The sequence below is a fragment of the Azorhizobium sp. AG788 genome, assembly GCF_943371865.1.
Classification (GTDB): Bacteria; Pseudomonadota; Alphaproteobacteria; order Rhizobiales; family Xanthobacteraceae; genus Azorhizobium.
Genome location: NZ_CALRWL010000026.1, coordinates 56950 through 80188, shown reverse-complemented (window position 1 = coordinate 80188; position 23239 = coordinate 56950). Strand labels below are relative to the sequence as shown.

The window sequence follows — 23239 nt, the reverse complement described above, 5'->3', positions numbered from 1 at the left end:
GCCCGCGCCCTCGCCCTGAACCCGGCCCTCATCGTCGCCGACGAGCCGGTCTCGGCCCTCGACGTGTCGGTGCAGGCGCAGGTCATCAATCTGATGGTGCGGCTGCAGCAGGAGATGGGCCTGTCCTATCTCTTCATCTCCCATGATCTGGCGGTGGTGCATTATATCGCCGACCGCATCCTGGTGATGTATCTGGGCAAGATCGTCGAAGTGTCCGATCGCGCCCGGGTGTGGAAGCAGCCGCTGCATCCCTACACCGCCGGCCTGCTCGCCGCCCATCCCAGCCCCGATCCGTCCGGCGCCCATCGCCCGCATCTGCGCATCGAGGGCGACATGCCCAGCCCCACGGCGCCGCCGCCCGGCTGCCGCTTCCATACCCGCTGCCCGTTCCACGAGCCGCGCTGCGCGGTGGACGAACCGCCGTTGCGCGAACTGCCCGACGGCCGCTCGGTGGCCTGCCATCTGGTCACCGTCACGCCCGACGGCGCCGCCCATGCCCCGGTGGACCGCTTGACGGCGAACCCGCCGCACGTCCACACCCGATCCGAATCCTTGTCTCCCACCATCGCCTGACCCAGAGGGTGCCATGACCTTTGACCGCAGCCCCCCGCTCGCCTTCGGCCCTGTCACCCGCCGCACCTTTCTCGGCGCCGCCGGCGCGGCCGGCGCCAGCCTGCTGATCGGCCGCTCAGGCGAGGCTTTCGCCGCCGAGACCGCCCAGGCCGGCGGCACGCTGACCATGGCGATCTGGCCCGATCCGAGCGCCCTGGTGTGCGCCTTCACCACCTCCGACCAGGTGCTGCTGGCCTCCTCCAAGATGAGCGAGGGCCTGGTGGCCTATGGCTATGACTTCCAGCCGCAGCCGCGCCTTGCCACCGCCTGGACCCTGGCCCCCGATGGCCTGTCCGCCACCTTCACCTTGCGCAAGGGCGTGAAATGGCATGACGGCGCGGACTTCACCTCCGCCGACGTCGCCTTCTCCTTCATGCAGTTGCTGAAGCCGAACCACCCGCGCGGCCGTGGCACCTTCGCCAATCTCACCGCGGTGGAGACGCCGGACGCTTTTACGGCGATCATGCGCTTCTCCAAGCCCTCGCCCATGGCCATGAACGCGCTCTCGGCGTTCGAAAGCCCGATCCTGCCCAAGCACATCTATGAAAACGGCGACCCGCTGCGGAACCCGGCCAACAATGCCCCCATCGGCACCGGCCCGTTCAAGTTCGTGGAATGGCAGCGCGGCAGCCATATCGCCCTGGAACGCTTCCCCGGCTATTGGTCTGAGAAGCGGCCCTATCTGGACCGCATCGTCATGCGGGTCATCAACGATGCCGGCTCGCGCGCGGCGGCGCTGGAGACCGGCGAAATCCTGATGGCCGGCCCCAACCCGGTGCCCTACAGCGAACTGGCGCGGTTCCGCGCCAATGCCAAGTTCGAGGTGGAGACCCGCGGCGAGGAACTGCTCCAGCACGCCCAGGCGATCCAGGTCAATCTGCGCAATCCGGATCTGGCCAAGCTGGAGGTGCGCCAGGCCATCCTCCAGTCCATCAATCGCGAGGCCATGGCCCGCGCGGTGTGGTACCAGAGCGGCAAGCCGGCCACGAGCCCGATCCCCTATCAGGCCGGCGACCTGCGCCTCGCCAATCCCCCCGCCTATCCCTTCGACCCCAAGAAGGCCGAAGCGCTGCTGGATGCCGCCGGCTATCCGCGCGGGCCGGACAAGATGCGCATGAAGCTGCGCCTCGACTGGATCCCGTTGGGCGAGGCGAATCTGCGCGGCGCAGAATTCGTCAAGCAGTCGCTGCAGCGGGTGGGCATCGATGTCACCATCCGCTCGTCCGATCTGCCGACCTATATGAAGCTGATCTATACCGACTACGACTTCGACCTGAACCTGTTCCTCTATGCGCCGATCTTCGATCCCTCCATGGGCTTGCAGCGCTTCTACTGGTCGAAGGCGGCGCGGGTCGGCTCGCCGTTCGTGAATGCCTCGGGCTATGCCAGCCCGGCCATGGACAAGATCCTGGAAGAGGCGGCGGTGGAGACCAACCCGGCCAAGCGCAAGGGCCTGTTCCACGACTTCCAGAAGCTGGCCATGACCGATCTGCCGCTGCTGCCGCTGCTGGATCTCGACTACACCTGCATCCTCAGCAAAAGGGTGCATGACGTGATGGCCATGCCCGAAGGCATTCGCGGCAGCTTCGCCGACGTCTGGCTGTCGGCCTGATCCGGCGGGCGCGGCGCGCCTCCCGCGAAAGCGGGCAGCGCCGCGCCCCTCAGGAGGCCGATGCGGGCATGCGGTGCGTGCCGGCGGGCGATGACGACGGCTTGATCGCCCGCGGCGGCGCCACCGGGCCCAGGAAGCCGGCGGTCACGAACGCCACCAGCTCGCGCACGATGGCCTCGTCGTCCGTGGTATCGCACGCCCCATCCGACTGGCGCCGCAGGCGGAACGAGATGGGGTCCGCATCGGCGAGAACCTGCATCACCGATCCGATGGCGAAATTGTAGCGCCAATAGATGTCCGCCCGCGTCAGATGCGGCGCCGCCATCTGCAACGCATCCACGAAGCGATGCACCAGCGGGTCCACCCGATCGATGAACACCCGGATGGTGTCCTCGCTGGGCCGGGCGCGCACCTGCAGCAACAGGCGGATCAGCGAGCGCCCGCCATCCTCGTCGCGGCTCAGTTCCACGATGGGGCGCACCATCACCTCGACGAGGTCCGCCACCGACAAAGGCGCGCCGTCCGCGTCCGCCAGCCGGGCGTCCAGCGCCGCCAACCGGGCGGCGGTATAAGGGGTCATGCGCCGGTCCAGCACCTGGCGCACCAGCTCTTCCTTGGAGCTGAAATAATAGTTCACCGCGGCGATATTGACGCCGGCCGCCTCGGTGATCTCGCGCAGGGTGGCGGCATCGAAGCCGCGCTTGGCGAACACCGCCTCCGCCGCCGCGAAGATGCGAAGCCGCGGCTCGCCGTCGCGGTCCGCCGCCGAAGGCGCGGCGCGGCGCGGCTTGGCGGTTGCCTCCGCCGTCTTGTCCCACGCGGTGGGGGCGGATGTCGCGGGGGCGGACGGCTTGGAAGGCGAACGCATCCAGATCCTCAAGGCCATATGGCAACGTCGCGCGCCCGGCGCGAACCGGCGCGGATGATGGTGCGGACTTAAGCAGGATGGGGTCGCCGGGGCAACGGGCGAAGGCCGGAAAGACCCGATTTGCCCGTCTCATGCCCGGTGCCTGGGCCTCCCCGACGGGCGGCAAACATGCGACAAGACCAGGAACGGGAGAGATCGCGCATGCACAAACGCCCCCTCGGCCAAACCGGCCTGGAAATCGCGCCTTTGGTGTTCGGCGGCAATGTCTTCGGCTGGACGGTGGATGAGAAGCACAGCTTCGACCTGCTGGACGCCTTCGTGGACGCGGGCCTCAATGCCATCGACACCGCGGATATGTATTCCATCTGGGTACCCGGCCACAGCGGCGGCGAATCCGAGGCCATCATCGGCAAGTGGCTGGCCGCCCATCCGGGCAAGCGCGACAAGGTGCTGCTGTTCACCAAGGTGGGCATGGACCTGGGCGGGGACCGCACCGGCCTTTCCGCCCGCTGGATCACCCGGGCGGTGGAGGATTCGCTGCGCCGCCTCCAGACCGACCATATCGATCTCTACCAGTCCCATCGCCCCGATCCGGACACGCCCGATGAGGAAACGCTTGGCGCTTATGCGGATCTGATCAAGGCCGGCAAGGTGCGGGCCATCGGCGCGTCCAACTTCGATGCCGCCCAGATGGAAGCGGCGCTGGCCACCTCGGCGAAGGCCGGCCTGCCCCGCTATGCCACCCTGCAACCGCAATACAATCTCTACGACCGCGCCAGCTATGACGGCCCGCTGCGCGACCTGGCCATGCGCGAGGGCCTCGGCGTCATTCCCTATTATGGGCTGGCGGCGGGCTTCCTGTCGGGCAAATACCGCTCGGAGGCGGACCTCGGCAAAAGCGTCCGGGGCGGCAAGGTGGGCAGCTATCTCACCCCCCGCGGCCTGCGCATTCTCGATGCGCTGGATGGGGTGGCGGCGGACCATGGCGCCCAGCCGGCGGAAGTGGCCCTGGCCTGGCTGATGGCCCGCGACGGCGTCACCGCCCCCATCGCCAGCGCCACCAACCGCATTCAGTTGGCCAGCCTCGTGCAGGCGGTGCACCTCACCCTGACCGCGGCGAACATCGCCACCTTGGACGACGCCAGCGCGCCCTGAGGGCGCTGGCGTCAGGAGGTGACCTCCACCTCCACCCGCATCTCGTGGAAGGCATCGCTGGGGCCGAGGAAGCTGCCGGCCACGGGAATGGCCTGGCGAATGTCGCGCACCACCGCCACCGGGATCAGATTGGCGCTGCCGACGCTGCGATTGGTGGGGTCGAAGGTGATCCAGCCGGCGCCGGGCACATAGACCTCCGCCCAGGCGTGGGTGGAGCCGGCATCCGCCGAGCCCACCGAACGGCCGGCGGGATTGGACAGATAGCCCGAGACGATGCGCGCGCCGAACCCCAGCGTGCGCGCCGCCTCGGCGAACAGCACCGCGAAATCCCGGCACGAGCCCCAGCCCCGATCCAGGGTTTCCAGCGGCGTCTGGGTGCCTTCATACTCGCGGCTCTGATATTGCGCGGCGGTGGAGACACCGGCGCTCAGATCCTTCAGCAGCGACAGGGTGTCGGTGGGCGTGGTGCGCACGAAGCTGCGCGCCCAGGCCCGCAGCCGGCCATCGGCGTCCGGCGACTGCGGCGTCGCCAGGGCGCCCAGGTCCGCCCATTCGCCATCCGAATAGCGAAATGGAAAGGCCTGCGCCGACGCGGCGATGGGAAACACCGGCCAGGCCGGGGCATAGAGATGCAGCTCGGCCACGCTGTCGATCACCAGCGTATCGGACAGGCCCTCGAAGGTGGCGGTGGCCACCGCATTGCCGGCCACATCCTGCGCCCAGGTCACCGTCGCGGCGGGCGTCACCAGCACGTCGCACGACACCAGCTTCAGGTCGCGGCTTTCGCGCGGGCGCAGCATCAGGCGATGCGGCCCCAGGATCACCGGCTGGTGGTAGAAATAGGTGGTCCGGTGGTGGATCTTGACCCACATGCGCGACAGTTCCCCCTGGCGCCCAAGCGGCGCGCGGTCTTGAAGCGGACACCGCCGCTCCACCCGCGCCGCTCAGCTTGCGCTGTGTGAGCGTACAACGCTCGGAGCCCCCGAAACGATGCAAACCGCATGCCCGTTGGCAAACGCCGTCCGCGCCGGGGGTGGCGAGGCCTTCTTTGCCCATAGGCTGTAGGGGGCGTGGCTGCCGGTGGCCAGCCGGCTGAGCCAATGCCTGCCCCGCGTCAGGCGCGGGGCAGGGGAATGGAGCGCGTCCGGCAGGTCAGGCGGCGGGCTTCAGGCCCCGTTCCATCACCCGCATCAGGCGCTCGGCGAAGGCCACCGGATCGGTGGGCTGCTCACCATCCAGCACCCGTGCCTGATCATAGAGCAGCCGGGCCGCATCAAGGCGGAAGGCCGCGTCGGAGGCGTCCGCCGCCGCCAGCGCCGCCACCAAGGCATGGCGCGGGTTGATCTCCAGGATCGGCTTCACCGCCATGTCGAGGCGCCCGGCCCCCGCCAGCAGCTTCTCCAGGCGGCGATCCATGCCGGTTTCGGGGGCCACAAGGCACACGGCGCTGGTGGTCAGCCGGTCGGAAGCGCGCACGTCGGAGACCTCCTCGCCCAGGGTCTGCTTGACGAAGGCGATGAAGTCGCCGGTCTGTTCGCCGGCCTCGGGAGTGGGCGTCTCGGCGGGGGTGGTGAGCGGGATCAAGGTCAGGTCGGTCGCCCCCTGGGTGACGGACTTGAACGGCTTGCCCTCATAATCCACCCCGGCGGTGACCCAGAAGCTGTCCACCTGGTCCGGCAGCAGCAGCACTTCCACGCCACGGGCGCGGAAGCCTTCCAGCTGCGGGGCATGCTCCACGCGGGCCAGATCCCCGGTGATGTAATAGATGGCGGTCTGGTTTTCCTTCAGATCCGCCGCATAGTCCTTCAGCGAGCGCCAGCCGCTGCCGGCCGCCGTCCCCGAAGTGGTGGACTTGAAGCGGGCGAGGCCGAGCAATTGCGCGCGGCGCTCATAATCCTCGTACAGGCCCTCCTTCAGCACCGGGCCGAAATTCTCCCAGATGCCGGCATAAGCGTCCGCATCATTCTGGGAGAGCTTGTCCAGCTCGGTGAGCACGCGGCCGGTGACGCCCTTCTTGATGGCGCCGAGGATGGCGCTATCCTGGAGCATCTCCCGCGACAGGTTCAGCGGCAGGTCGGCGCTGTCCACCACGCCGCGCACGAAGCGCAGATAGCGCGGCAGCAATTCCGCATCGTCGGTGATGAAGACGCGCTTCACATAGAGCTTCACCCGGCCCTTGCGGTCGGGATCGAACAGATCGAACGGCGGCGCGCCGGGCACGAACACCAGTGCCGTATATTCATGCCGGCCCTCGGCGCGGAAATGCACGGTGAGCGCGGGGGTGTCGAACTGGCCGGCCACCGAGCGGTAGAAGTCCGCATAGTCCTCGGCGCTGATGTCGGCCTTCGGCTTGGTCCACAGCGCCACGCCGTCGGCAATCTCCTCCGGCTCGGCCTCAAGGGTCTCGACGATGAAGATCGGCACCGGCACGTGGCCGGACTGCGCCTTGACGATGCGCTCCAGCGTATGGCGGTCGGCATAGCTCTTGCCCTCTTCGGACAGGTGCAGGATGACCCGCGTGCCCCGCGCGGGGGCCTCGGCCACGTCCACGGGCCCCACCGTATAGGCGCCCTTGCCATCGGAGGACCACAGGCTGGCGACATCGCTGCCGGCGCGGCGGGAAATCACGTCCACCCGGTCCGCCACCATGAAAGCGGAATAGAAGCCGACGCCGAACTGGCCGATGAGCTGGGCGCCCTCGGCCGCCTGCGCCGCCTCGATGCGCTCCATGAACGCCTTGGTGCCGGAGCGGGCGATGGTGCCGAGCGCCTCGATCATCTCCTCGGCGCTGAGGCCGATGCCATTGTCCTCCACCGTGAGGCGGCCTTCGGCGGCATCGATGCGCAAGGTGATGCGGGGCTTGGGATCATCGCCCAGCAACGACGAATCGGTGATGGCCTCGTAGCGCAGCTTCTCGCAGGCGTCGGCGGCATTGGAGATCAGCTCGCGCAGGAACACGTCCTTGTCGGAATAGACCGAGTGCACCATCAGGTGCAGCAGCTTGGCGACATCCGCCTCGAAGGTGCGGCTTTGCGGGGCTGGGGCTTCGGCGGTGGTCATGACAGTGGAGATCCCGATCAAAAATCAGTGCGCGCGACCACATGGCGGCAGCGCGCGGGGATTTCAAGGGCCGACCGCCAGCAGCGGCAACGCCCGCCCGCGCCGGTCTGGACATATCCCGTTACAAAAAAGCGTTGCGGAGAAACCACACACCAAAAAATTATCACCTTTCTGACAATAAGTTTGGGTCTAACGGTCGGCGAATTCGAAACGGAGTTGAGCATGCGCCACACGCTGATTTTTGGCCCGAGCACCATGTCCCGCATGCGCATCATGGGGTTGCGGGTGAGCGTGAGCACCGCTTTGACCCTCAGCGCCGCCGTGTTCGGGCATTTCTATCCCGGCGAAGCCGAGCCCACCGGCAGCGCGCTCAGCCGGCCGGCCACGGTGAACGCCTCGCTCAATTTCGATTTTTCCGACCTCGCCCCCAAGCGCGAACCTTCCCCGGTGGCGGTGACCGCCGAAGCCGAGGCGCCCATTCCGCTGCCGAAGGCCCGGCCGACCGCGCCGTCCGGCAGCAAGCTGGGCAATGTGGCCGCCACCTTGCCCAAGGGCGTGGAACGGTTTGATCGCTGCCAGACCGCCTGTGACAGCCGCGACCCGGTGATCCTGGCCAGCTGGACCCCGGCTGCCGCGCCGGCTCCGGTCGCGGCACGGCCGACCGCCACCCCGAATGTCCTGGTGCCGCCCGCCCCCATGGCGCCTCCCATGCCCCCCAAGGCCGGCATGCTGGAAGGCGCCGTCGATGGGGCGCTCGCCCTCGCCGGCAGCGGCAAGCGCATGATCGATGGCGCGGTGACGGGCGCCGGCAATACCTTCACCTCGGTCAAAACGACCGTGCTCGGGGCGATTTCACTGGGGAACTGACATCGTGCAGACGATCTCCTTGCACCGGTCCCCCATGCCCTCGTCGCCCCTGCCCCTGTGGCCCCTGCGCCATCTGTGGCAATGGGTGAGCGCGTTGACCGCCCCGGCGGCCAGCGCGCCCCACGACCCCATGGCCATGGCGCCGCATCACGCATCGCGCGCCGAAGCCCGCGCGCCGGCCGAAGGCCATCAGGACAGCCCCGATTGGATGATGCAGACCCGCGAGGATCTTGCCGCGGTGATCTATGAGTCCCTCTTTCCATCCCTGACCTGGGGCGATGCCACCGGCTGCGCCAAGCAGAGCGCCTATGCCAGCGCCGACGCAGTGCTGGGCGTTCTCACCACTCTTGAGCAGCAGCCGCCGCGTCAAAGCTGACCGGCGGCCGGAATGTCCGGCCTCGGGACGCTGACCGAAAACGCAGCCGCCTGCGGGACATGGCCGGGTGCGATGGCGCCGAGGTCCGGCTGACGCCATCCCGACGCCGCAAAGCCGCAAGCCCCCGATCCGCTCACGCCGCCCTGCGATCGCCGCGGGCGGCGTCTGCTTGACTCATGGCCCGTGCACCGCAGTACCAAGTGCCCACGCCAGTCCCCACGCCGTGGCCGAGAGCGACAGCAACCCCTGCCCGTGTGGTCTGCCCGGCCCCTCAGCCCCACCGCACCACCGTCCACACCGGCGGCGGGCTCCAGGGGCACGTGGCAAGATGCGTGGCAAGAAGCGACCGCGCCCCACCTCCCATCCATCGCAACGCCAGCACCGTCCGCGTCGCGCCGATCCGGTCCGGCGCGCACAGCCGCTCCCGGCTCAATCCCGCGACAGCGCCACCACCGGATCGAGGAAGGAGGCGCTGCGCGCCGGCAGATAGCCGAACCCCACGCCGATGGCCGTGGACACCGCCACGGCGGCGATGATCGAGGTGGCCGAATAGACCATGGCAAACCCCGGCGCCGCCCACGACACCAAGACGCCCAGCCCCAAGGCGGTGCCGATGCCGGCCAGCCCGCCGATGAAACACACCAGCACCGCCTCGATGAGGAATTGCTGCAGGATGTCGCTGCGCCGGGCGCCCACCGCCATGCGCAGGCCGATCTCGCCGACGCGCTCGGACACCGACACCAGCATGATGTTCATCACCCCGATGCCGCCCACGATCAGCGAAATCACCGCGATGGCGGCCACCAGCAGCTTCAGCATTTCGGTGGTGCTGGTGATGGTCTTGCGGATATCGTCGGTGTTGAGGATGAAGAAATCCTTGGTGCGGTGGCGCTGCATCAGGATGGCCGTCAGCGCTTCCTCCGCAACGCTGGGGTCCACCTCGTCGCTCACCTTCACGGTGATGGAGCGCAGCGTATTGGTGCCGAGGAAGCGCGTCTGCACCGAGGTATAGGGCAGATAGATCGAGAGGTTCGAGCTGGAGCCGAAGCCGCCCTGCTGCGCCTGCGTCACCCCTACCACGCGGCAGGGCACGTCGCCCACCAGGATCACCTTGCCCAGCGCCCCGCCGGGCACGTTGGTGAACAGCGCCTTGCGGGTATTCTCGTCGATCACCGCCTCCTGGGTGCGCGCGCGCACGCTGCCGGCATCGAAGAACCGGCCTTCGGCCAGCTTGGTGCCCTTGGCGGCGAAGTAATTCTCATCGACCCCATTCACCAGCGCGCTCGCCTCCTTGGCGCCATAGCGCGCGGTGGTGCTAGTGGAGACGGTGGGGCTCACCGCCGCGGCGAACGGCTGGGTGGCCAGGGCGCGCGCATCCGCCAGCACCAGGGTCTGGATCTTGGCCGAGCGCACGTCGCCAAAATCCTTGCCGGGAAAGATTTCCAGCGTGTTGGTGCCCAGATTGCTGATGTTGGCCAGCACCATCTGCTGGGTGCCGGTGCCCAGCGCCACCACGCACACCACCGAGGCAATGCCGATGATGATGCCCAGCATGGTGAGGAAGGTGCGCAGCCGATGCGCCAGCATGGACAGCACCGCCATGCGCACCGCTTCTCTCAAGCGGTCGAACAGGCTGCGCCAGGCCGACGCCTGCTTGCGGATGCGCGGCACCGGCGTCACCGCAGCGATCGGCGCCTTGCCGGTGAGGCGATCGGAGACGATCACCCCGTCGCTCAGTTCCACGATCCGCCGCGCCCGCCCGGCCACCGCCATGTCGTGGGTGACGATGATGATCGTCTTTCCCTCCGCATTCAGTTCGTCGAGGATGCGCAGCACTTCCTCGCCGCTGGCGCGGTCCAGCGCCCCGGTGGGTTCGTCGGCGAGGATGATGTCGGCGCCATTCATCAAGGCGCGTGCAATGGAGACGCGCTGCTGCTGCCCGCCGGAGAGTTGGCCCGGCCGATGGTCGGCGCGATCCGCCAGACCGAGGCGGGCCAGCAGGGCCTCGGCGCGCTCATGCCGCGCGCCGGCGTCCTCGCCCGCATAGACCGCCGGGATCTCCACATTGTCCACCGCCGGCAGCTCCGCCAGCAGATGGTAGCGCTGGAAGATGAAGCCGAAACGCTCGCGGCGCAGACCGGCCAGTTCGTCCGGCTCCAGGTTGAGGACATCCCGTCCGCCCACCCGGTAGCTGCCGGAGGACGGCGTGTGCAGGCAGCCCAGAATGTTCATCAAGGTGGACTTGCCCGATCCGGACGCGCCCACGATCGCCACCATCTCGCCCTGGGCAATGGTGAGGTCGATGTCCTTCAGCACCACCAGCGTGCCCTCGCCGGAGGGAAACTCGCGCCGGACCTGGTCGAGAACAATCAGAGGCTCGCCCATCTCACATTCCCCCCGGCGGCGGCCCGCCACCCGCCTTCTGGGCGGCAGCGCTCGCATTGCGCCGGCCGGTGACCACGCGCTCACCCGCCGCCAGGCCGGACCGCACTTCGGCGGTGGCCTTGTCGTTCAGACCAATGGTGACCATGCGCTCAACAATCGAGCCATCGGACTGGGCCACCTGCACCGCATAGGTGCCGTTCGGCCCCGGCAGGCCGAGGGCGGCGGCGGGAATGGTCAGCACGCCCTTGGCATTGCCCAGCACGATATGCACCTCGGCGGTCATATAGGTGCGCAGGCGCCCGTCCGGGTTCGGCACGTCGAACACGCCGTTGTAATAGATGGCGGACGTGGTGCTGGATGAGGATGACGACGAGGACGACGACGAACTGGTAGTGGTGAAGCTGCTGTCGCTCTTCACCGATTCCGGCGCCGGCTCCACAAAGCCCAGAACGGCGCGCAATGGCCGGTCGGGCTCGCCGATGATGGTGAAATAGACGTCCTGCCCCGGCTTCACCTTCACCACGTCGGATTCGGAAATTTCCGTGCGCACGGTCATGGTGTCCACCTGCCCCATCACCACGATGGTAGGGGCGGACTGGGTGGCGTTCACCGTCTGGCCCTGCTGCGCCACCAGCGCCAGGATGGTGCCGTCGCTGGGCGCGGTGATGCGGGTGTAGCCAAGATTGACCGTGGCATCATTCACCGCCACTTCCGCCTCGGCAATCTGCGCGTCCAGGGCCGCGATCTGTGCCTTGGTGGTGCCCACCGTGGAGGCGGCGTTTTCATAGTCCGCCTGCGAGGTGATGGTCTGGGACAGCATGCGGGTCTGGCGCGCCAGCGTCAGCTCGGCATATTTCAGCGTCACCAGCTTTTCCTCGCGCTGCGCCCGGGCGTCGGCGAGCTTCGCCTCGTTGGTCCGCAGGGTGTTTTCCTGGGAGCGGGAATCGATCTCGGCGATGAGATCGCCCGCCTTCACCCGCTGGCCCAGCTTCACCTGCATGGACACGATGCGCCCCGAGGCCTGGGCGCCCACGGCGACGAAGGCGGTGGGCTTGAGGATGCCGGTGGCCAGCACGCTTTCTTCCACATCGCCGATCACCACCGGGGCGGTGGTGAAGCTGTCCACCGCACGGGCGGCGGTCTGGAGCCGATAGACCCAGCCCCCCGCCACCAGGACCACCAGCAACGCCAGCAGGATGAACCATTTGCGGCGACTGTTCCGGGGCGGGCCGGAGCGCCCGCCGCCGGGGCGGGGCGCGTCGTGGGTAGGGGCATCGACGGGAGCGGCTGGAACGGGCGCGCCGGGCCGGCTCTCCTGGCGGAGCGGCTCCTCGGCGCGCGGCGGCGGCGCGATGGACACCATGCGTGAGGTTTGCATCTCAATCTTCCTTGCCCGAGAGGGCCGATAGCGCGGGCGCGGGCGGCAGGTGCGGCCCGGTGTTCACGTCGATCACTTCCGGCTTGGAGCTGTTCACCGCCCCGTCCCAGCCGCCCCCCAGCGCTTTGTGCAAGGCGATGTAGTCGGTGGCGATCAGCACCCGGCTTTGCAGCAGGGAATCCTGGGCGGTGTAGAGCGAGCGCTCCGCATCCAGCACGTCGAGGAAGGTGGTGCTGCCGGCCTGATATTGGGCGCGCGCGAGCCGCGCGGCGTTGCCATAGGCGCCCGCGGCCTCAGACAGGCGCGATGCCCGGATCCGCTCCTGGGCCACCGCCACCAAGGCGTTCTCCACCTCCTCCAGGGCGGTGAGCACGGTGGATTTCAGCGCGACATAATATTGGTCGCGCTGCGCGGCGGACAGGTCCACCGCCGCCTGCAGATTGCCGGCATTGAAGATCGGCAGCGACAGAGACGGCCCGAACGACCAGCTGATGGTCGAGCCCTTGGCCAGGTCCCCCGCCCGCAGGGCGTTGGTGGCCAGACTTCCGGTGAGGCTGACCGCGGGATAGAGCTGCGCCTGGGCATTGCCGATGCTGGCGGTGGCCTGGGCCAGTTGCCGCTCGGCGGCGCGCACATCGGGCCGCGCGGTGAGGATATCCGCCGGCGCCCCGGTGGCGATGGGCAGGCGCGGCGCGGGAATGGGCGCACCGCGCCGCATCTGCGCCACCAATGCCGCCGGCTCGCGGCCCAGCAGGATGCCGAGGCGATGCACCGCCTGGGCGTAGCTGATGCGCAAGGTGGGAATATCCGCCTCGGTGCTGGCCGCCTGGGCGGTGGCCTTGGCCACGTCCACGGCGGAGGCGGAGCCGGCGTCATATTTGCGCTGGGTGAGCGAAGCGGTCTCGCGCTGCGAGGCGGCGGTACGGGTGGCCAGGTCGATGCGGGCCTGATAGCCGCGGGCCTGCACATAATAAGAGGTCAGATCGCCGATCAGCGTCACCAGCGTATCGCGCAACTGCTCCTGCGACGCCTCCACGCCCCGCTGCGCCGCCTCCAGCGACCGCTGGTTGGCGCCGAACAGATCCAGCTCCCAGCTGGCATCGAAGCCGCCGGTCCATTGGGTGTAGGGGGTCGAGGTGCCGCTGACGCCGGCCGTGTCCACGGTGATGGTCTCGGTACCGGAACTGCCGGTGGTGGCATTCTGCTGACGGGTGATGGAGCCCGATCCGGTGACGGTGGGGAACAGGGCCGAGGCCTGCTCGGCGCGGGTGGCGCGGGCCTGGCGGATCTTCGCCTTGGCGGTGGCCACATCCAGATTGCCCTCCACCGCCTCGCTCACCAGCCGATCCAGCAGCGGATCATTGAGGCGTCGCCACCAGGATTGGAGCTGGGCGGGATGGGTGGTCTGGGCCTTGGAGGCAGCAGCGAACTGGGCCGGCATGGCCATGGGCGGCGGGGCATAGTCGGGGCCGACCACGCAGCCCGCAAGCCCGGGGGCCAGCACCAATGCCGCCAGCAGCAGGCGACCGCCCGCAAACGTCCGCGCCCCCGCAAAGGTGCGCGACAGCGTGCGGCGGCGACACGGGAAAGACCGCGCGCGGTCGGCGTGCGGGCCGGGTGGAAACGCTATTCTCATCGCTCACCTGTGCGAGGGCTCGCACCGCGATGACGCCGCTGTTCCACCATCAGCGGGCCATCGTGCTTGGCGCGGGGGCAAGCCCGTGATCCGAAATCAAACTGTCTGTCTGGAGGCAGGCGTGCGGTTGCGGGACCGCGGCGCGTACCGGAAGGCATCAGGTGCGGCTCCACGCATGTCGTATTTACGGAACCGCCCGGTACTGATAATGGCAATCCGCCGGGTCGTCAATGAGGCCCACGGGGTATGGCTATGGTTGGGCAGAGCGTGAGCGGCGTGGCTTTGGCGCCGGAGGAGCAGGAGCCAACCTCCCGGCGCCAGCGCGGTCGGCCGAGGGCCGCTACCGATGCGGCGCGGCGCGCCGAAATCCTGGCGCAGGCCCGCCTGATCTTCCTGGAGCGGGGCTATGCCGGCACCACCACGGAACTGGTGGCCACCTCCTGCCACATCTCCAAGCAGACGCTTTACCGTCTGTTTCCCAGCAAGACCGAGTTGTTCCGCGCCCTGGTGGTGGACCACCGCAGCACCATGCTGAAGCTGCCGCTGGAACGGTCCGACCTGCCCCCGGCCGAGGCCATCGCCGCCATCTTCCGGGTGGGACTCTCGGCCTCGGCGGATCGCGAGCGCCTGGCCTTCCTTGATTTCGCCATGCGTGAGGCGCGGACCTTTCCCGAGATCGGCCAGATGGTGCGGCAAGACGGGGGAGAGGCTTCGCGGGCGCTGCTGGCCGGCTGGCTGGAGGCGCAGCATGCCGCCGGCATCCTCACGATCGAGGATGCGGACAGCGCCGCGCACATGCTCATGGACATCATCTTCGGCGCCATGATGCACCTGCCCGGTGGCCCGCCCGATGGACCGCAGCGCGCGCAGCGCGACGCCCATCTGCGGCGCTGCATCCGCATCTTCATCGACGGGGTGCGCCCGCGCGAGCCGGCGGCGCCCGCAGCCCCGCACGCTTAAGCGGAGCGGCCGGCGCGCCGCGCGATCCAGCCCGTCATCGGGCTTATCGCGTCCGCCGACCGCGTCGGACCTGCCGCACGCCGGCGGCCGTCCGGGTCAATGACGGCCGATACGGGGCTCCAGCCAGCCGCGAATGCGCTGCAGGCGATCGCCGCTGCATTCGAACGTGTGGATTCCGGCCGCCTTGGTGGTGAAGGCATCGGCCTGCTCCGGGGTGCGGCGCTTGTCCCGCGGCAATGACATCCATTCGCGGATGATGACGCGGCGGGGCTCGTGTGCTGGCTTCATGAGACTGTCCTTTGAGAGCGCCCAGCAAGCCGCGCACGCATGATTTTTCGCGGGCGTGATCCGCTGCGGGCGAATACGCGCGCATCCTCTGCGGCTCATGACCAGAAGACAACTCAGTAAAAATATATATTTCCACGCCGCGTGACGGTCGCGAAATTCCCGATTTTTATTTTTTATTTATGCGCGGCCATTGTTTCCACATCGCTTTTCAACGCAGCGGCACGGCATTCATCGCGAAATTTACGAAATACCATCCTGTTTTGCACCGTCTCCGAACGCCTGCCTCCACCCAACGGTCCCCGCCATGAGCCTGCCATCGTCCTCTGACGCCGTCGTCGCCCTCCCCCTGCCCGCCCCGGCGCGGATGACCATGGCCGCCCTCGCGCCTCAAGATACGGACAGCCTGAAGGCGGTCCACGACATGCCGTCGGTCTCACCTTTCACCAAGACCTCGGCCACCCTGGTGGGGGGCGCTTGGATCGCGGCAACCGTCCTCGTCTGCCTGCTGCTGCGCGCCCGGCCCCTCAAGCGCCCATGACCACCGCGCCCCATGTGATGACGCCTACCGCGGCTTCTCCCATCTCGGGCCGGTGCCCTGCGGAGGCGCGCGCCGTGCCGGCCCTGCGCCACGCCCGCCAGATCGCACCGATCGACCATCCGGCCGGGGCATTGCGCGCGGTCGTGGCACAGATCCTCACGAGCTTTCTCGGCGCTCTGCCCCAGACCGTCATCGCGGCCATCGGCGGGCGCCAGAGCTTGACCATGGGCACCCTGCCCCGTCTGGCGACGGACGTGGCGGAAATGCTGGGCATCTTCGGGCAAGGGCACCTGATGACCACCAGCGTGCGGCCGGTGGTGCGGGCCAGTGGGCGCGGTGGCGCTCGGACTGGCGTGAGCCGACCCCACAGGCGGAAGCGTGCTCAGCTGCGACCGTGCGCCAGCAGGGCCAGCAAGCCCTTGAGCAAGACCAGCGGCGTCGGCGGGCAACCGGGAATGTGCAGATCCACCGGCACCACCGCCGACACCCCGCCCACGCAGGCATAGCTGCCGGCGAACAGGCCGCCGTCGCGAGCGCAGGCGCCGGCCGCCACCACCCATTTCGGTGCCGGCGTCGCCGCCAGCGTGCGCTCCAGCGCCTCGCGCATGTTCTTTGTGACCGGGCCGGTCACCAGCAGCACATCCGCATGGCGGGGCGAAGCGACAAAGCGCAGGCCGAAGCGCTCCAGATCATAATAGGGGTTGCTCAGCGCGTGGATCTCCAGCTCGCAGCCATTGCACGAGCCCGCGTCCACCTGGCGGATCGACAGGCCGCGGCCCAGCCGGCGCCGGAAGGCCTGATCGAGTTGCGCGGCAAGCGCCATCAGCTCAGAGTCATCCCCCTTAGGGGCGGGCTCGGTGAGTGGCCCCTGGAGGAGCCCGTCCAGCAACAGCTTGTGCATGGCGCCCCCTTAGAGATCCTGCCCCGCATAGGAGCAGTTGAAGGATTTATTGATGAGCGGAAAATCAGCAATGATGTTGCCTTCGATGGCCGCTTCCAGCACCGGCCAGTGAAACCACGAGGGGTCGCGCAGATGGCACCGCGCGATCCGCAAGGCGCGGTCCAGGCGCACGAAGGCCAGCACATCGCCCCGGAACCCCTCCACCAGGGCCAGCCCCTCGCAGGGTCCGCTCTCCTGCGCACCGAGATCCACGGTGAGCGGGCCATCGGTGGGCACACGGTCCAGCATCTGGCCGATCAGCGACAGGCTCTGCTCCACCTCCCGGAAGCGGATCCAGACGCGGGCATTGACGTCGCCTTCATGGAGCGCTGGCACATCAAAGGCCAATTGATCATAGGGCGCATAGGGCAGCGTGCGGCGGACATCGAACCCTCGCCCGGAGGCGCGCCCCACCACGCCGGCGCAGCCGAACCGGCGCACCAGATCCGGATGCGCCCGGCCGGTGCCCACGGTGCGATCCTGCAACGAGGCCGTGCCGTCATAAAGCGCCATCAGGCCCGGCAGCGCCTTGCCGACGATGTCCCGCACGGCGCGAATGGCTGACGCGCCTTCGGGAGACAGCGCCGTCGCCACTCCGCCGGGGATCACCCCATCCATCATCAGCCGATGGCCGAAGGCCAATTGCGCGGCGCGCAGCACCTGTTCACGCAGCACGGCGCAGGGCGCCAGCAGGCGCGGGAAGGCGGCATCATTGCAGATGGCGCCGATGTCGCCCACATGGTTGGCGAGGCGCTCCAGTTCCGCCATGACGCCCCGCTGCCAGATGGCGCGCGGCGGCACCTCCACCTGCAGCGCAGCCTCCACCGCGCGGGCGAAGGCCAGTCCATAGGCCACGGTGCTGTCGCCGGAAACCCGCCCGGCCAGCGCCGCGCCCCGCTCCAGGGCAGCCCCGGCCATGAGCCCGTCCAGGCCGCGATGCACATAACCCAGCCGCTCCTCCAGCCGCACCACCGCCTCGCCATTGGCGGTGAAACGGAAATGCCCCGGCTCGATGATGCCCGCATGCACCGGCCCCACAGCCACCTGGTGCAGCCCCTCGCCCTCGGCGGAGAGAAAGGCATAGGGCGCGCTCTGGGCCACGCCGGGGCCTCCGGCCGCCAAGGGGTGGGAGAGGCCCCAACGGCCATGATCCAGCCAGGGGCGGACATCCGGCGCATCGGTGGCCACCAGCCCGAACAGATCCCTTGCCGCCCGCTCCAGCCGCTGCGCCGGGGCGTGGAGCCGGCCCACGGACGGATAGGCCCCATCGGGGCAAGGCAATGTGGCGACGGCCACCGTGCCGGCCTCTTCATCCAGCAGGGCCATCTGCACCGCATCGGCCTCGCCCCACAGGCTCAGCAAGGTCCAGCGGCCCGCCGCCAGTTGCGCGGCGAGGGCAGTCCAGGTTTCGGCATCCACCACTGCCCGCAGCCAGGGGCGATGGCCGGTGACGATGGCGCCGGAGGCGATGGCATCGAACAGAGCGGTCATGGTCCGTGCCTCCTCTCAACCCAGCATCCGGGCGATATGTTCGAACCACGCCACCAATGGCGGCGGCAGATAAAGCCCGGCGGCAAACACCAGGGCCAGATGGGTCATCATGGGCAGCGCATTGGTGCGCACCGGCGCCAGAGTGCCGGTGGGTGCGCCGAAGGCGAGGCCGTTCAGTTTCTGCATCAATGCGCCCAATGCCAGCAGCAGGCCGGCCACCAGCGGCAGCGCCACCAGCGGCACGCGGGCAAAGGTCGAGGAGACCAGCAGAAACTCGCTCATGAACACCCCCGAGGGCGGCAGGCCGGCGATGGCCACCACCCCCAGCACCAGCCCCCAGCCCAGCACCGGATGGCTGGCGGTGAGGCCGCGGATCTCGCTGATCTTCTGGGTGCCCTTCACCTGCACGATCTGGCCCACGGCGAAGAAGATGGCCGACTTGGTCAGGCTGTGCATGACCATGTGCAGCAGGCCGGCGAAATTGGCCAGCGGCCCGCCGATGCCGAACGCAAAGGCGATCAGCCCCATATGCTCGATGGACGAATAAGCGAACAATCGCTTGATGTCGCGCCGCCGGTACAGCATCAGCGCCGCGAACAGCAGCGACACCAGCCCCATGCCCATGAGCAGCGGCCCCGGCGCCAGCGCGCCCGGCGCTTGCGCCAGCAGCATCTTGAAGCGCAGCACCGCATAGAGCGCCACGTTCAGCAGCAGGCCGGACAGCACGGCGGAAATAGGGGTTGGCCCCTCCGCATGGGCATCGGGCAGCCAGGCATGGAGCGGGGCAAGGCCCACCTTGGTGCCATAGCCCAGCAGCAGGAACACGAAGGCCAGATTCAGCATGGCCGGATCAAAGACGGCGGCATGGGCCATCAGCACGGTGAGCACCATGCCGTCCTGCCCCTCGCCCACCACCGGGCGGGCGGCCATATAGACCAGGATGGTGCCGAACAGCGCCAAGGCGATGCCGACGCTGCCGAGGATGAAATATTTCCACGCCGCCTCGATGGCCTCGCGGGTGCGATAGAGGCCCACCATCAGCACCGTGGTGAGCGTCGCCATCTCGATGGCCACCCACATCAGGCCGATATTGTTGGCCAGCAGCGCCAGGTTCATGGCGAACAGCAGCACCTGGTACATGGCATGATAGAAGCGCATCTGCGCCACGGTCAGCCGTCCGGTCTCCAGTTCATGGCCGATGTAGCCGGCGCTGAACAGCGCGGTGGTGAAGGCGACGAAGGTGTTCAGCACCACGAACACGATGTTGAAGTCATCCACCAGCAGGAACGGCCCCGATGCCGGCCGGACCCAGATCAGCGATGCCGCCGCCAGGAAGGTGAGGCAGGCGGATCCCGCATTCAGCGCTGCCGGCAGCCGCACCCCGGGCAGCACCAGCAGCCCCAGCGCGGTCAGCGCCGGCAGCACCAGAATGAGGGCTGCGCCGTCGAAGCCGCTGCTCATCGCTGGTCCTCGCGAAAGCGGTCGAGGGCCTCGCTATCCACGGTGTCGAAGCGCTCGCGGATGCGGAACAGGAAGATGCCGATGACGATGAAGGCCACCAGCACCGAGAAAGCCACCGAGATTTCCACCACCAGTGGCATGCCCTTGGCCCCGGTGGCGGCGAGGATCAGCCCGTTCTCCAGCGACATGAAGCCCACCACCTGGCTGACCGCATTGCGCCGGGTGACCATCATCAGCAGGCTCAGCAGCACCACCGACAAAGCGAAGGCCAGATCCTCCCGCGCCAGGGCGTCGGCGGTGGCGGTCACCCGCAGCATCACCACCATGGACAGCGCCACCAGCCCAATGCCGGCCAGCATGGTGGTGCCGACGCTCAGCGCCGTCTCCACCTCGCGGTGGATGCCCAGCCGCGTCACGATGCGGTGCAGGGCCACCGGAATGATGATGGCCTTGAACACCAAAGTGATGATCGCCGTCACATAGAGATGGGGCGCGCCCTGCGCATAGGCCTGCCAGGACACCGACAGCGCCAGCACCAGCGCCTGCAGCGCGAACACATGCAGCAGGGCATAGAGCCGATCCTGATAGAGCATGGTGAAGCTCAACAGCACCAGCCCCCCGGCCAGCAGATGCGCGACGTCGAAGACCAGGGAGCCCATGCTACAGGCTCCTCGACACGAACAGCAGCAGGGTCGCCAGCAGGCCCAGCATCAGCGCCGCGCCCAGAAAGTCCGGCACCCGGAACACCCGCATCTTGGCGATGCCGGTCTCGAACAGCGCCAGCAGCCCGCCGCCCACGGCAAGCTTCACCCCATAGGCTGCCACGCCCAGCATCAGCATGCCGAAGGGCGCGCCGGCCGGCGCAAGCCCCCAGGGCGTGAATACGCAGGCAATCAGCGACACATAGAGCAGCAGCTTCAGAGCCGCCGCCAGTTCGATCACCGCCAGATGCCGGCCGGAATATTCCAGCACCATGGCCTCATGCACCATGGTCAGTTCCAGATGGGTGGCCGGATTGTCGATGGGGATGCGGGCATTCTCGGCGATGGCCACCATGGTCAGGCCGATCAGCGCCAGCCCCAGCGACACCCGCAAGCCCACGCTGCCCGACTGCATGTGCTCGGCCACCGTGGACAGCTGGGTGGAGCCGGCCACCAGCGCCAAAGTGAACACGATCATGATGAGCGCTGGCTCAGCCAAGGAGGCGATCATCACCTCCCGGCTGGAGCCCAGGCCGCCGAAACTGGTGCCCACGTCCATGCCCGCAAGCGCCAGGAAGAAGCGGGCGAAGCCCAGCAAGGCGGTGATGGCGATCAGATCCGCGGTCCAGGAGAACACCAGGCCGGTGGCGAAGGTGGGCACCAGCGCTGCCGCCACCCAGGTGGCGGCGAAGATCAGATAGGGCGCGGCGCGGAACAGCCAGGAGGCATTGTCCGCCAGCACCACCTCCTTGCGGGCGAGGCGCAGCAAATCGAAATAGGGTTGCAGCAGCGGCGGGCCGCGCCGGCGCAGCAGCCGCGCCTTGATGACGCGCACAAAGCCGGTGAGCAGCGGGGCGAGCGCCAGCACCAGCGCCATCTGCGCACCCTGCACCAGGAGCGCGTGGATCATGTCCATAGCGCCAGCACCAGCAGGAGCAGCACCAAGGCGGCGAACACCAGCGAGAGATAACGCCGGATGGTGAGGAATTGCAGCGGGTTGAGCCGCCCCGACAGCGCCCACACCCCGTCCGCCAGCGGCGCATAGAGCCCGCTCCACACCGGATCCTTCAGTTCCACCTCCAGGCGGGCGGGGCTGGCATCGCCGGGAGGAGGCATGTGGATGCGCTCGCGGGCCGCGAACACCGACGTGCCGAACACCCGGCGCAGCGGCTGGGCGAAGCTGGAGGCGCTATATTGCGTGGCAATGCCTGCATCGGGAAAGCCGCAATCCCAGGCCGGCGCCCGCCGCACCGCGCGGGAGGCGAAGCGGTGGATCACCCCCGCCATCAGCGCCGCGGAACCGGCCACGAACACCAGCACCAGCAGGCCGTTATAGGAGCTGCGGCTTTCCGCGATGGGGATGATGGACAGCCACGCGGTGCCCGCCTGCGCCGGCATGCGCTCGCCCAGCACCAGATGCACCACGGGGGCCAGGGCATCGATGACCACGCCGGGCAGAATGCCCGCACCGATGCAGCCCAGGGCCATCAGCCCCATGGCCGCCAGCGACCAGCGATCCACCTCATGGGCGCTCGCCGCCTCTGGGCTGCGGGGCCGCCCCAAGAACGCGATGCCATAGAGCCGCACGAAGCAGGCGGCGGCAAGGGCCGCGGAGAGCGCCAGCAAGGCCCCCACCGCCGGCACCATGAGCTTCAGCCCCCAGGCCGGCAGTTGCGGCGAGAGCAGGATGGCCTGGAAGGTCAGCCATTCGGAGGCAAAACCGTTCAACGGCGGCAGCGCGGAAATGGCGGCGCAGGCCGCCAGCATCAGCGCGCTGGTGGCGGGCATGCGGTGGATCAGCCCGCCCATGCGGTCCAGTTCCCGCGCGCCGGTGGCGGTAAGCACCGCGCCGGCGCCGAAGAACAGCGCGCTCTTGAACAAAGCATGGTTCAGCGCATGGAACAGCGCCGCCGTGAGCGCCAGCGCCGCGGCAGTCGGCAGATGATTGGCCTGGAACGCCAGCGCCAGCCCCAGGCCGACGAAGATGATGCCGATATTCTCGATGGTGCTGTAGGCCAGCACCTTCTTGATGTCGGTCTGCATCAGCGCATAGAGCACGCCCAGCGCCGCGCTCGCTCCGCCCAGCGCCAGCACGGGAATGCCCCACCACCAGTCCGGCGCCCCCAGCAGATCGAACACGATGCGGATGAAGCCGTAGACTGCCACCTTGGTCATCACCGCGCTCATCAGCGCCGAGACGTGGCTGGGAGCTGCGGGATGGGCCAGCGGCAGCCAGGCATGCAGCGGCACCAGCCCGGCCTTGGAGCCGGCCCCCAGCAGCGCCAAGCCCAGCACGAGCCCCGCCGCAACGGGCGACAGCCCGTGGGCGCGCATGGTGGAGAAGGCATAGCCCGCCTCAGGGCCGGCCAGCGTCGCGAACGCCAGCAGCAGCATCAGGGTGCCGAAGCTGGCCATGAGCAGATAGACATAGCCGGCCATGCGGGTCTCGCCCGCCCGATGGTCGGCCATCACCAGCGCCCAAGAGGCCAGCGACATGCTCTCCCAGGTCAGCAGGAAGCTGAAGGCATCGTCCGCCACCAGCACCAGATTCATCCCGGCCAGAAAGGCGGGAAAGAACGGCAGCACCCTCTGGGGTTCCGCCGCGTGGCGGCCGTAGCCGATGGCATAGAGGCTGGCGGCGGCCCCGCCCAGATTGATCAGCACCAGAAAGAAGGCCGACAGCGCATCGAGCCGGAACTGCGCGCCGATCCATGGCAGGCCCATGGGCAAGATCAAAGCGGTGGCCGGGCCGGCCAAGGCGAGCAGGGCATTGGTCAGGGCGGCAAGACTCACCACCAGCGCTGCGCCATAGAGGAGCGGCGAGGCACCGGAGCGATGCCCCAGGATCACGCCCAGCCCAGCCAGGGCCAGCAAGGCCGCCACGCACCACAATTCGGCGACCACGGGCATG

Annotated in this window: 20 protein-coding genes; 7 read left to right on the top strand and 13 right to left on the bottom strand. The window is 68.5% G+C overall.

Annotated features, from left to right (window positions below; translation table 11 throughout):
* Positions 1 to 573, top strand: a 573-nt coding sequence (locus tag AAG816_RS15970; protein ID WP_341990650.1) for an ABC transporter ATP-binding protein, incomplete at its 5' end; no start/stop codon positions are given.
* Positions 574 to 586: 13 nt separating this feature from the next.
* Positions 587 to 2224 (top strand): ABC transporter substrate-binding protein, encoded by a 1638-nt coding sequence (locus AAG816_RS15965; protein ID WP_341990649.1) that lies wholly within the window; start codon positions 587 to 589, stop codon positions 2222 to 2224.
* 49 nt (positions 2225 to 2273) lie between these two features.
* Here the strand turns inward: AAG816_RS15965 and AAG816_RS15960 are convergent, their stop codons facing one another.
* Complete coding sequence (locus AAG816_RS15960) at positions 2274 to 3092, bottom strand: TetR/AcrR family transcriptional regulator (protein WP_341990648.1); 819 nt, start codon at positions 3090 to 3092, stop codon at positions 2274 to 2276.
* 201 nt (positions 3093 to 3293) lie between these two features.
* On the opposite strand from AAG816_RS15960, the gene AAG816_RS15955 reads away from it, so the two are divergent.
* A complete protein-coding gene (locus AAG816_RS15955; protein ID WP_341990647.1) occupies positions 3294 to 4247 on the top strand; it encodes an aldo/keto reductase in 954 nt (317 codons plus the stop codon).
* 11 nt (positions 4248 to 4258) lie between these two features.
* Here the strand turns inward: AAG816_RS15955 and AAG816_RS15950 are convergent, their stop codons facing one another.
* Positions 4259 to 5119, bottom strand: coding sequence for a transglutaminase family protein (locus AAG816_RS15950; RefSeq protein ID WP_341990646.1), 861 nt, complete (start codon positions 5117 to 5119; stop codon positions 4259 to 4261).
* Positions 5120 to 5399: 280 nt separating this feature from the next.
* Positions 5400 to 7307 carry a molecular chaperone HtpG gene (gene htpG / locus AAG816_RS15945; protein WP_341990645.1) on the bottom strand — a complete coding sequence of 636 codons (1908 nt, stop codon included), beginning with the start codon at positions 7305 to 7307 and terminating at the stop codon, positions 5400 to 5402.
* Positions 7308 to 7529: 222 nt separating this feature from the next.
* On the opposite strand from htpG, the gene AAG816_RS15940 reads away from it, so the two are divergent.
* Both AAG816_RS15940 and AAG816_RS15935 read left to right on the top strand, forming a co-directional pair.
* Complete coding sequence (locus AAG816_RS15940; RefSeq protein WP_341990644.1) at positions 7530 to 8174, top strand: hypothetical protein; 645 nt, start codon at positions 7530 to 7532, stop codon at positions 8172 to 8174.
* Positions 8175 to 8178: 4 nt separating this feature from the next.
* On the top strand, positions 8179 to 8550 hold the full coding sequence (locus tag AAG816_RS15935; protein WP_341990643.1) for a hypothetical protein: 372 nt from the start codon (positions 8179 to 8181) through the stop codon (positions 8548 to 8550).
* A 429-nt stretch (positions 8551 to 8979) separates the two neighbouring features.
* On the opposite strand, the gene AAG816_RS15930 is transcribed toward AAG816_RS15935, so the two are convergent.
* The 3 genes from AAG816_RS15930 to AAG816_RS15920 are packed head-to-tail and all read right to left on the bottom strand — an operon-like array spanning position 8980 to position 13949.
* Positions 8980 to 10935, bottom strand: a complete 1956-nt coding sequence (locus AAG816_RS15930) for a MacB family efflux pump subunit (RefSeq protein ID WP_341990642.1) — start codon at positions 10933 to 10935, stop codon at positions 8980 to 8982.
* A 1-nt stretch (position 10936) separates the two neighbouring features.
* Positions 10937 to 12313, bottom strand: a complete 1377-nt coding sequence (locus AAG816_RS15925) for an efflux RND transporter periplasmic adaptor subunit (RefSeq protein ID WP_341990641.1) — start codon at positions 12311 to 12313, stop codon at positions 10937 to 10939.
* A 1-nt stretch (position 12314) separates the two neighbouring features.
* Complete coding sequence (locus AAG816_RS15920; protein WP_341990640.1) at positions 12315 to 13949, bottom strand: efflux transporter outer membrane subunit; 1635 nt, start codon at positions 13947 to 13949, stop codon at positions 12315 to 12317.
* A 246-nt stretch (positions 13950 to 14195) separates the two neighbouring features.
* Between AAG816_RS15920 and AAG816_RS15915 the strand changes: the two genes are divergently transcribed.
* Positions 14196 to 14909 (top strand): TetR/AcrR family transcriptional regulator, encoded by a 714-nt coding sequence (locus AAG816_RS15915; protein ID WP_341990639.1) that lies wholly within the window; start codon positions 14196 to 14198, stop codon positions 14907 to 14909.
* A gap of 96 nt (positions 14910 to 15005) precedes the next feature.
* Here the strand turns inward: AAG816_RS15915 and AAG816_RS15910 are convergent, their stop codons facing one another.
* Complete coding sequence (locus AAG816_RS15910; protein ID WP_341990638.1) at positions 15006 to 15197, bottom strand: hypothetical protein; 192 nt, start codon at positions 15195 to 15197, stop codon at positions 15006 to 15008.
* A 304-nt stretch (positions 15198 to 15501) separates the two neighbouring features.
* Between AAG816_RS15910 and AAG816_RS15905 the strand changes: the two genes are divergently transcribed.
* Entirely contained in the window at positions 15502 to 15735 is a 234-nt protein-coding gene (locus AAG816_RS15905) for a hypothetical protein (RefSeq protein ID WP_341990637.1), read from the top strand.
* A gap of 382 nt (positions 15736 to 16117) precedes the next feature.
* Here AAG816_RS15905 and nuoB read toward each other — a convergent pair whose 3' ends face one another.
* The 6 genes from nuoB to hyfB are packed head-to-tail and all read right to left on the bottom strand — an operon-like array spanning position 16118 to position 23238.
* The gene (gene nuoB, locus AAG816_RS15900; protein ID WP_341990636.1) at positions 16118 to 16636 is read right to left on the bottom strand and encodes an NADH-quinone oxidoreductase subunit NuoB; all 519 of its coding nucleotides are present in this window, start codon (positions 16634 to 16636) and stop codon (positions 16118 to 16120) included.
* Positions 16637 to 16645: 9 nt separating this feature from the next.
* Positions 16646 to 18166: an NADH-quinone oxidoreductase subunit C gene (locus AAG816_RS15895; protein ID WP_341990635.1), complete on the bottom strand. Its 1521-nt coding sequence runs from the start codon at positions 18164 to 18166 to the stop codon at positions 16646 to 16648.
* A gap of 15 nt (positions 18167 to 18181) precedes the next feature.
* Positions 18182 to 19627, bottom strand: a complete 1446-nt coding sequence (locus tag AAG816_RS15890) for a hydrogenase 4 subunit F (RefSeq protein WP_341990634.1) — start codon at positions 19625 to 19627, stop codon at positions 18182 to 18184.
* Positions 19624 to 20286 carry a hydrogenase-4 component E gene (locus tag AAG816_RS15885; protein ID WP_341990633.1) on the bottom strand — a complete coding sequence of 221 codons (663 nt, stop codon included), beginning with the start codon at positions 20284 to 20286 and terminating at the stop codon, positions 19624 to 19626. The genes AAG816_RS15890 and AAG816_RS15885 overlap by 4 nt, the downstream gene beginning before the upstream one ends.
* Position 20287: 1 nt before the next feature.
* Positions 20288 to 21244 carry an NADH-quinone oxidoreductase subunit H gene (locus tag AAG816_RS15880; RefSeq protein ID WP_341990632.1) on the bottom strand — a complete coding sequence of 319 codons (957 nt, stop codon included), beginning with the start codon at positions 21242 to 21244 and terminating at the stop codon, positions 20288 to 20290.
* Positions 21235 to 23238, bottom strand: a complete 2004-nt coding sequence (gene hyfB, locus AAG816_RS15875; protein ID WP_341990631.1) for a hydrogenase 4 subunit B — start codon at positions 23236 to 23238, stop codon at positions 21235 to 21237. The genes AAG816_RS15880 and hyfB overlap by 10 nt, the downstream gene beginning before the upstream one ends.
* Position 23239: the final 1 nt, after the last annotated feature.

Bases quoted from the DNA above. Each gene is read 5' to 3' on its own strand.
- AAG816_RS15965 (WP_341990649.1), top strand. From the start codon at position 587: ATGACCTTTGACCGCAGCCCCCCGCTCGCCTTCGGCCCTGTCACCCGC.
- AAG816_RS15960 (WP_341990648.1), bottom strand. From the start codon at position 3,092: ATGCGTTCGCCTTCCAAGCCGTCCGCCCCCGCGACATCCGCCCCCACC.
- AAG816_RS15955 (WP_341990647.1), top strand. From the start codon at position 3,294: ATGCACAAACGCCCCCTCGGCCAAACCGGCCTGGAAATCGCGCCTTTG.
- AAG816_RS15950 (WP_341990646.1), bottom strand. From the start codon at position 5,119: ATGTGGGTCAAGATCCACCACCGGACCACCTATTTCTACCACCAGCCG.
- htpG (WP_341990645.1), bottom strand. From the start codon at position 7,307: ATGACCACCGCCGAAGCCCCAGCCCCGCAAAGCCGCACCTTCGAGGCG.
- AAG816_RS15940 (WP_341990644.1), top strand. From the start codon at position 7,530: ATGCGCCACACGCTGATTTTTGGCCCGAGCACCATGTCCCGCATGCGC.
- AAG816_RS15930 (WP_341990642.1), bottom strand. From the start codon at position 10,935: ATGGGCGAGCCTCTGATTGTTCTCGACCAGGTCCGGCGCGAGTTTCCC.
- AAG816_RS15925 (WP_341990641.1), bottom strand. From the start codon at position 12,313: ATGCAAACCTCACGCATGGTGTCCATCGCGCCGCCGCCGCGCGCCGAG.
- AAG816_RS15920 (WP_341990640.1), bottom strand. From the start codon at position 13,949: ATGAGAATAGCGTTTCCACCCGGCCCGCACGCCGACCGCGCGCGGTCT.
- AAG816_RS15915 (WP_341990639.1), top strand. From the start codon at position 14,196: ATGGCTATGGTTGGGCAGAGCGTGAGCGGCGTGGCTTTGGCGCCGGAG.
- AAG816_RS15910 (WP_341990638.1), bottom strand. From the start codon at position 15,197: ATGAAGCCAGCACACGAGCCCCGCCGCGTCATCATCCGCGAATGGATG.
- AAG816_RS15905 (WP_341990637.1), top strand. From the start codon at position 15,502: ATGAGCCTGCCATCGTCCTCTGACGCCGTCGTCGCCCTCCCCCTGCCC.
- nuoB (WP_341990636.1), bottom strand. From the start codon at position 16,636: ATGCACAAGCTGTTGCTGGACGGGCTCCTCCAGGGGCCACTCACCGAG.
- AAG816_RS15895 (WP_341990635.1), bottom strand. From the start codon at position 18,166: ATGACCGCTCTGTTCGATGCCATCGCCTCCGGCGCCATCGTCACCGGC.
- AAG816_RS15890 (WP_341990634.1), bottom strand. From the start codon at position 19,627: ATGAGCAGCGGCTTCGACGGCGCAGCCCTCATTCTGGTGCTGCCGGCG.
- AAG816_RS15885 (WP_341990633.1), bottom strand. From the start codon at position 20,286: ATGGGCTCCCTGGTCTTCGACGTCGCGCATCTGCTGGCCGGGGGGCTG.
- AAG816_RS15880 (WP_341990632.1), bottom strand. From the start codon at position 21,244: ATGGACATGATCCACGCGCTCCTGGTGCAGGGTGCGCAGATGGCGCTG.
- hyfB (WP_341990631.1), bottom strand. From the start codon at position 23,238: ATGCCCGTGGTCGCCGAATTGTGGTGCGTGGCGGCCTTGCTGGCCCTG.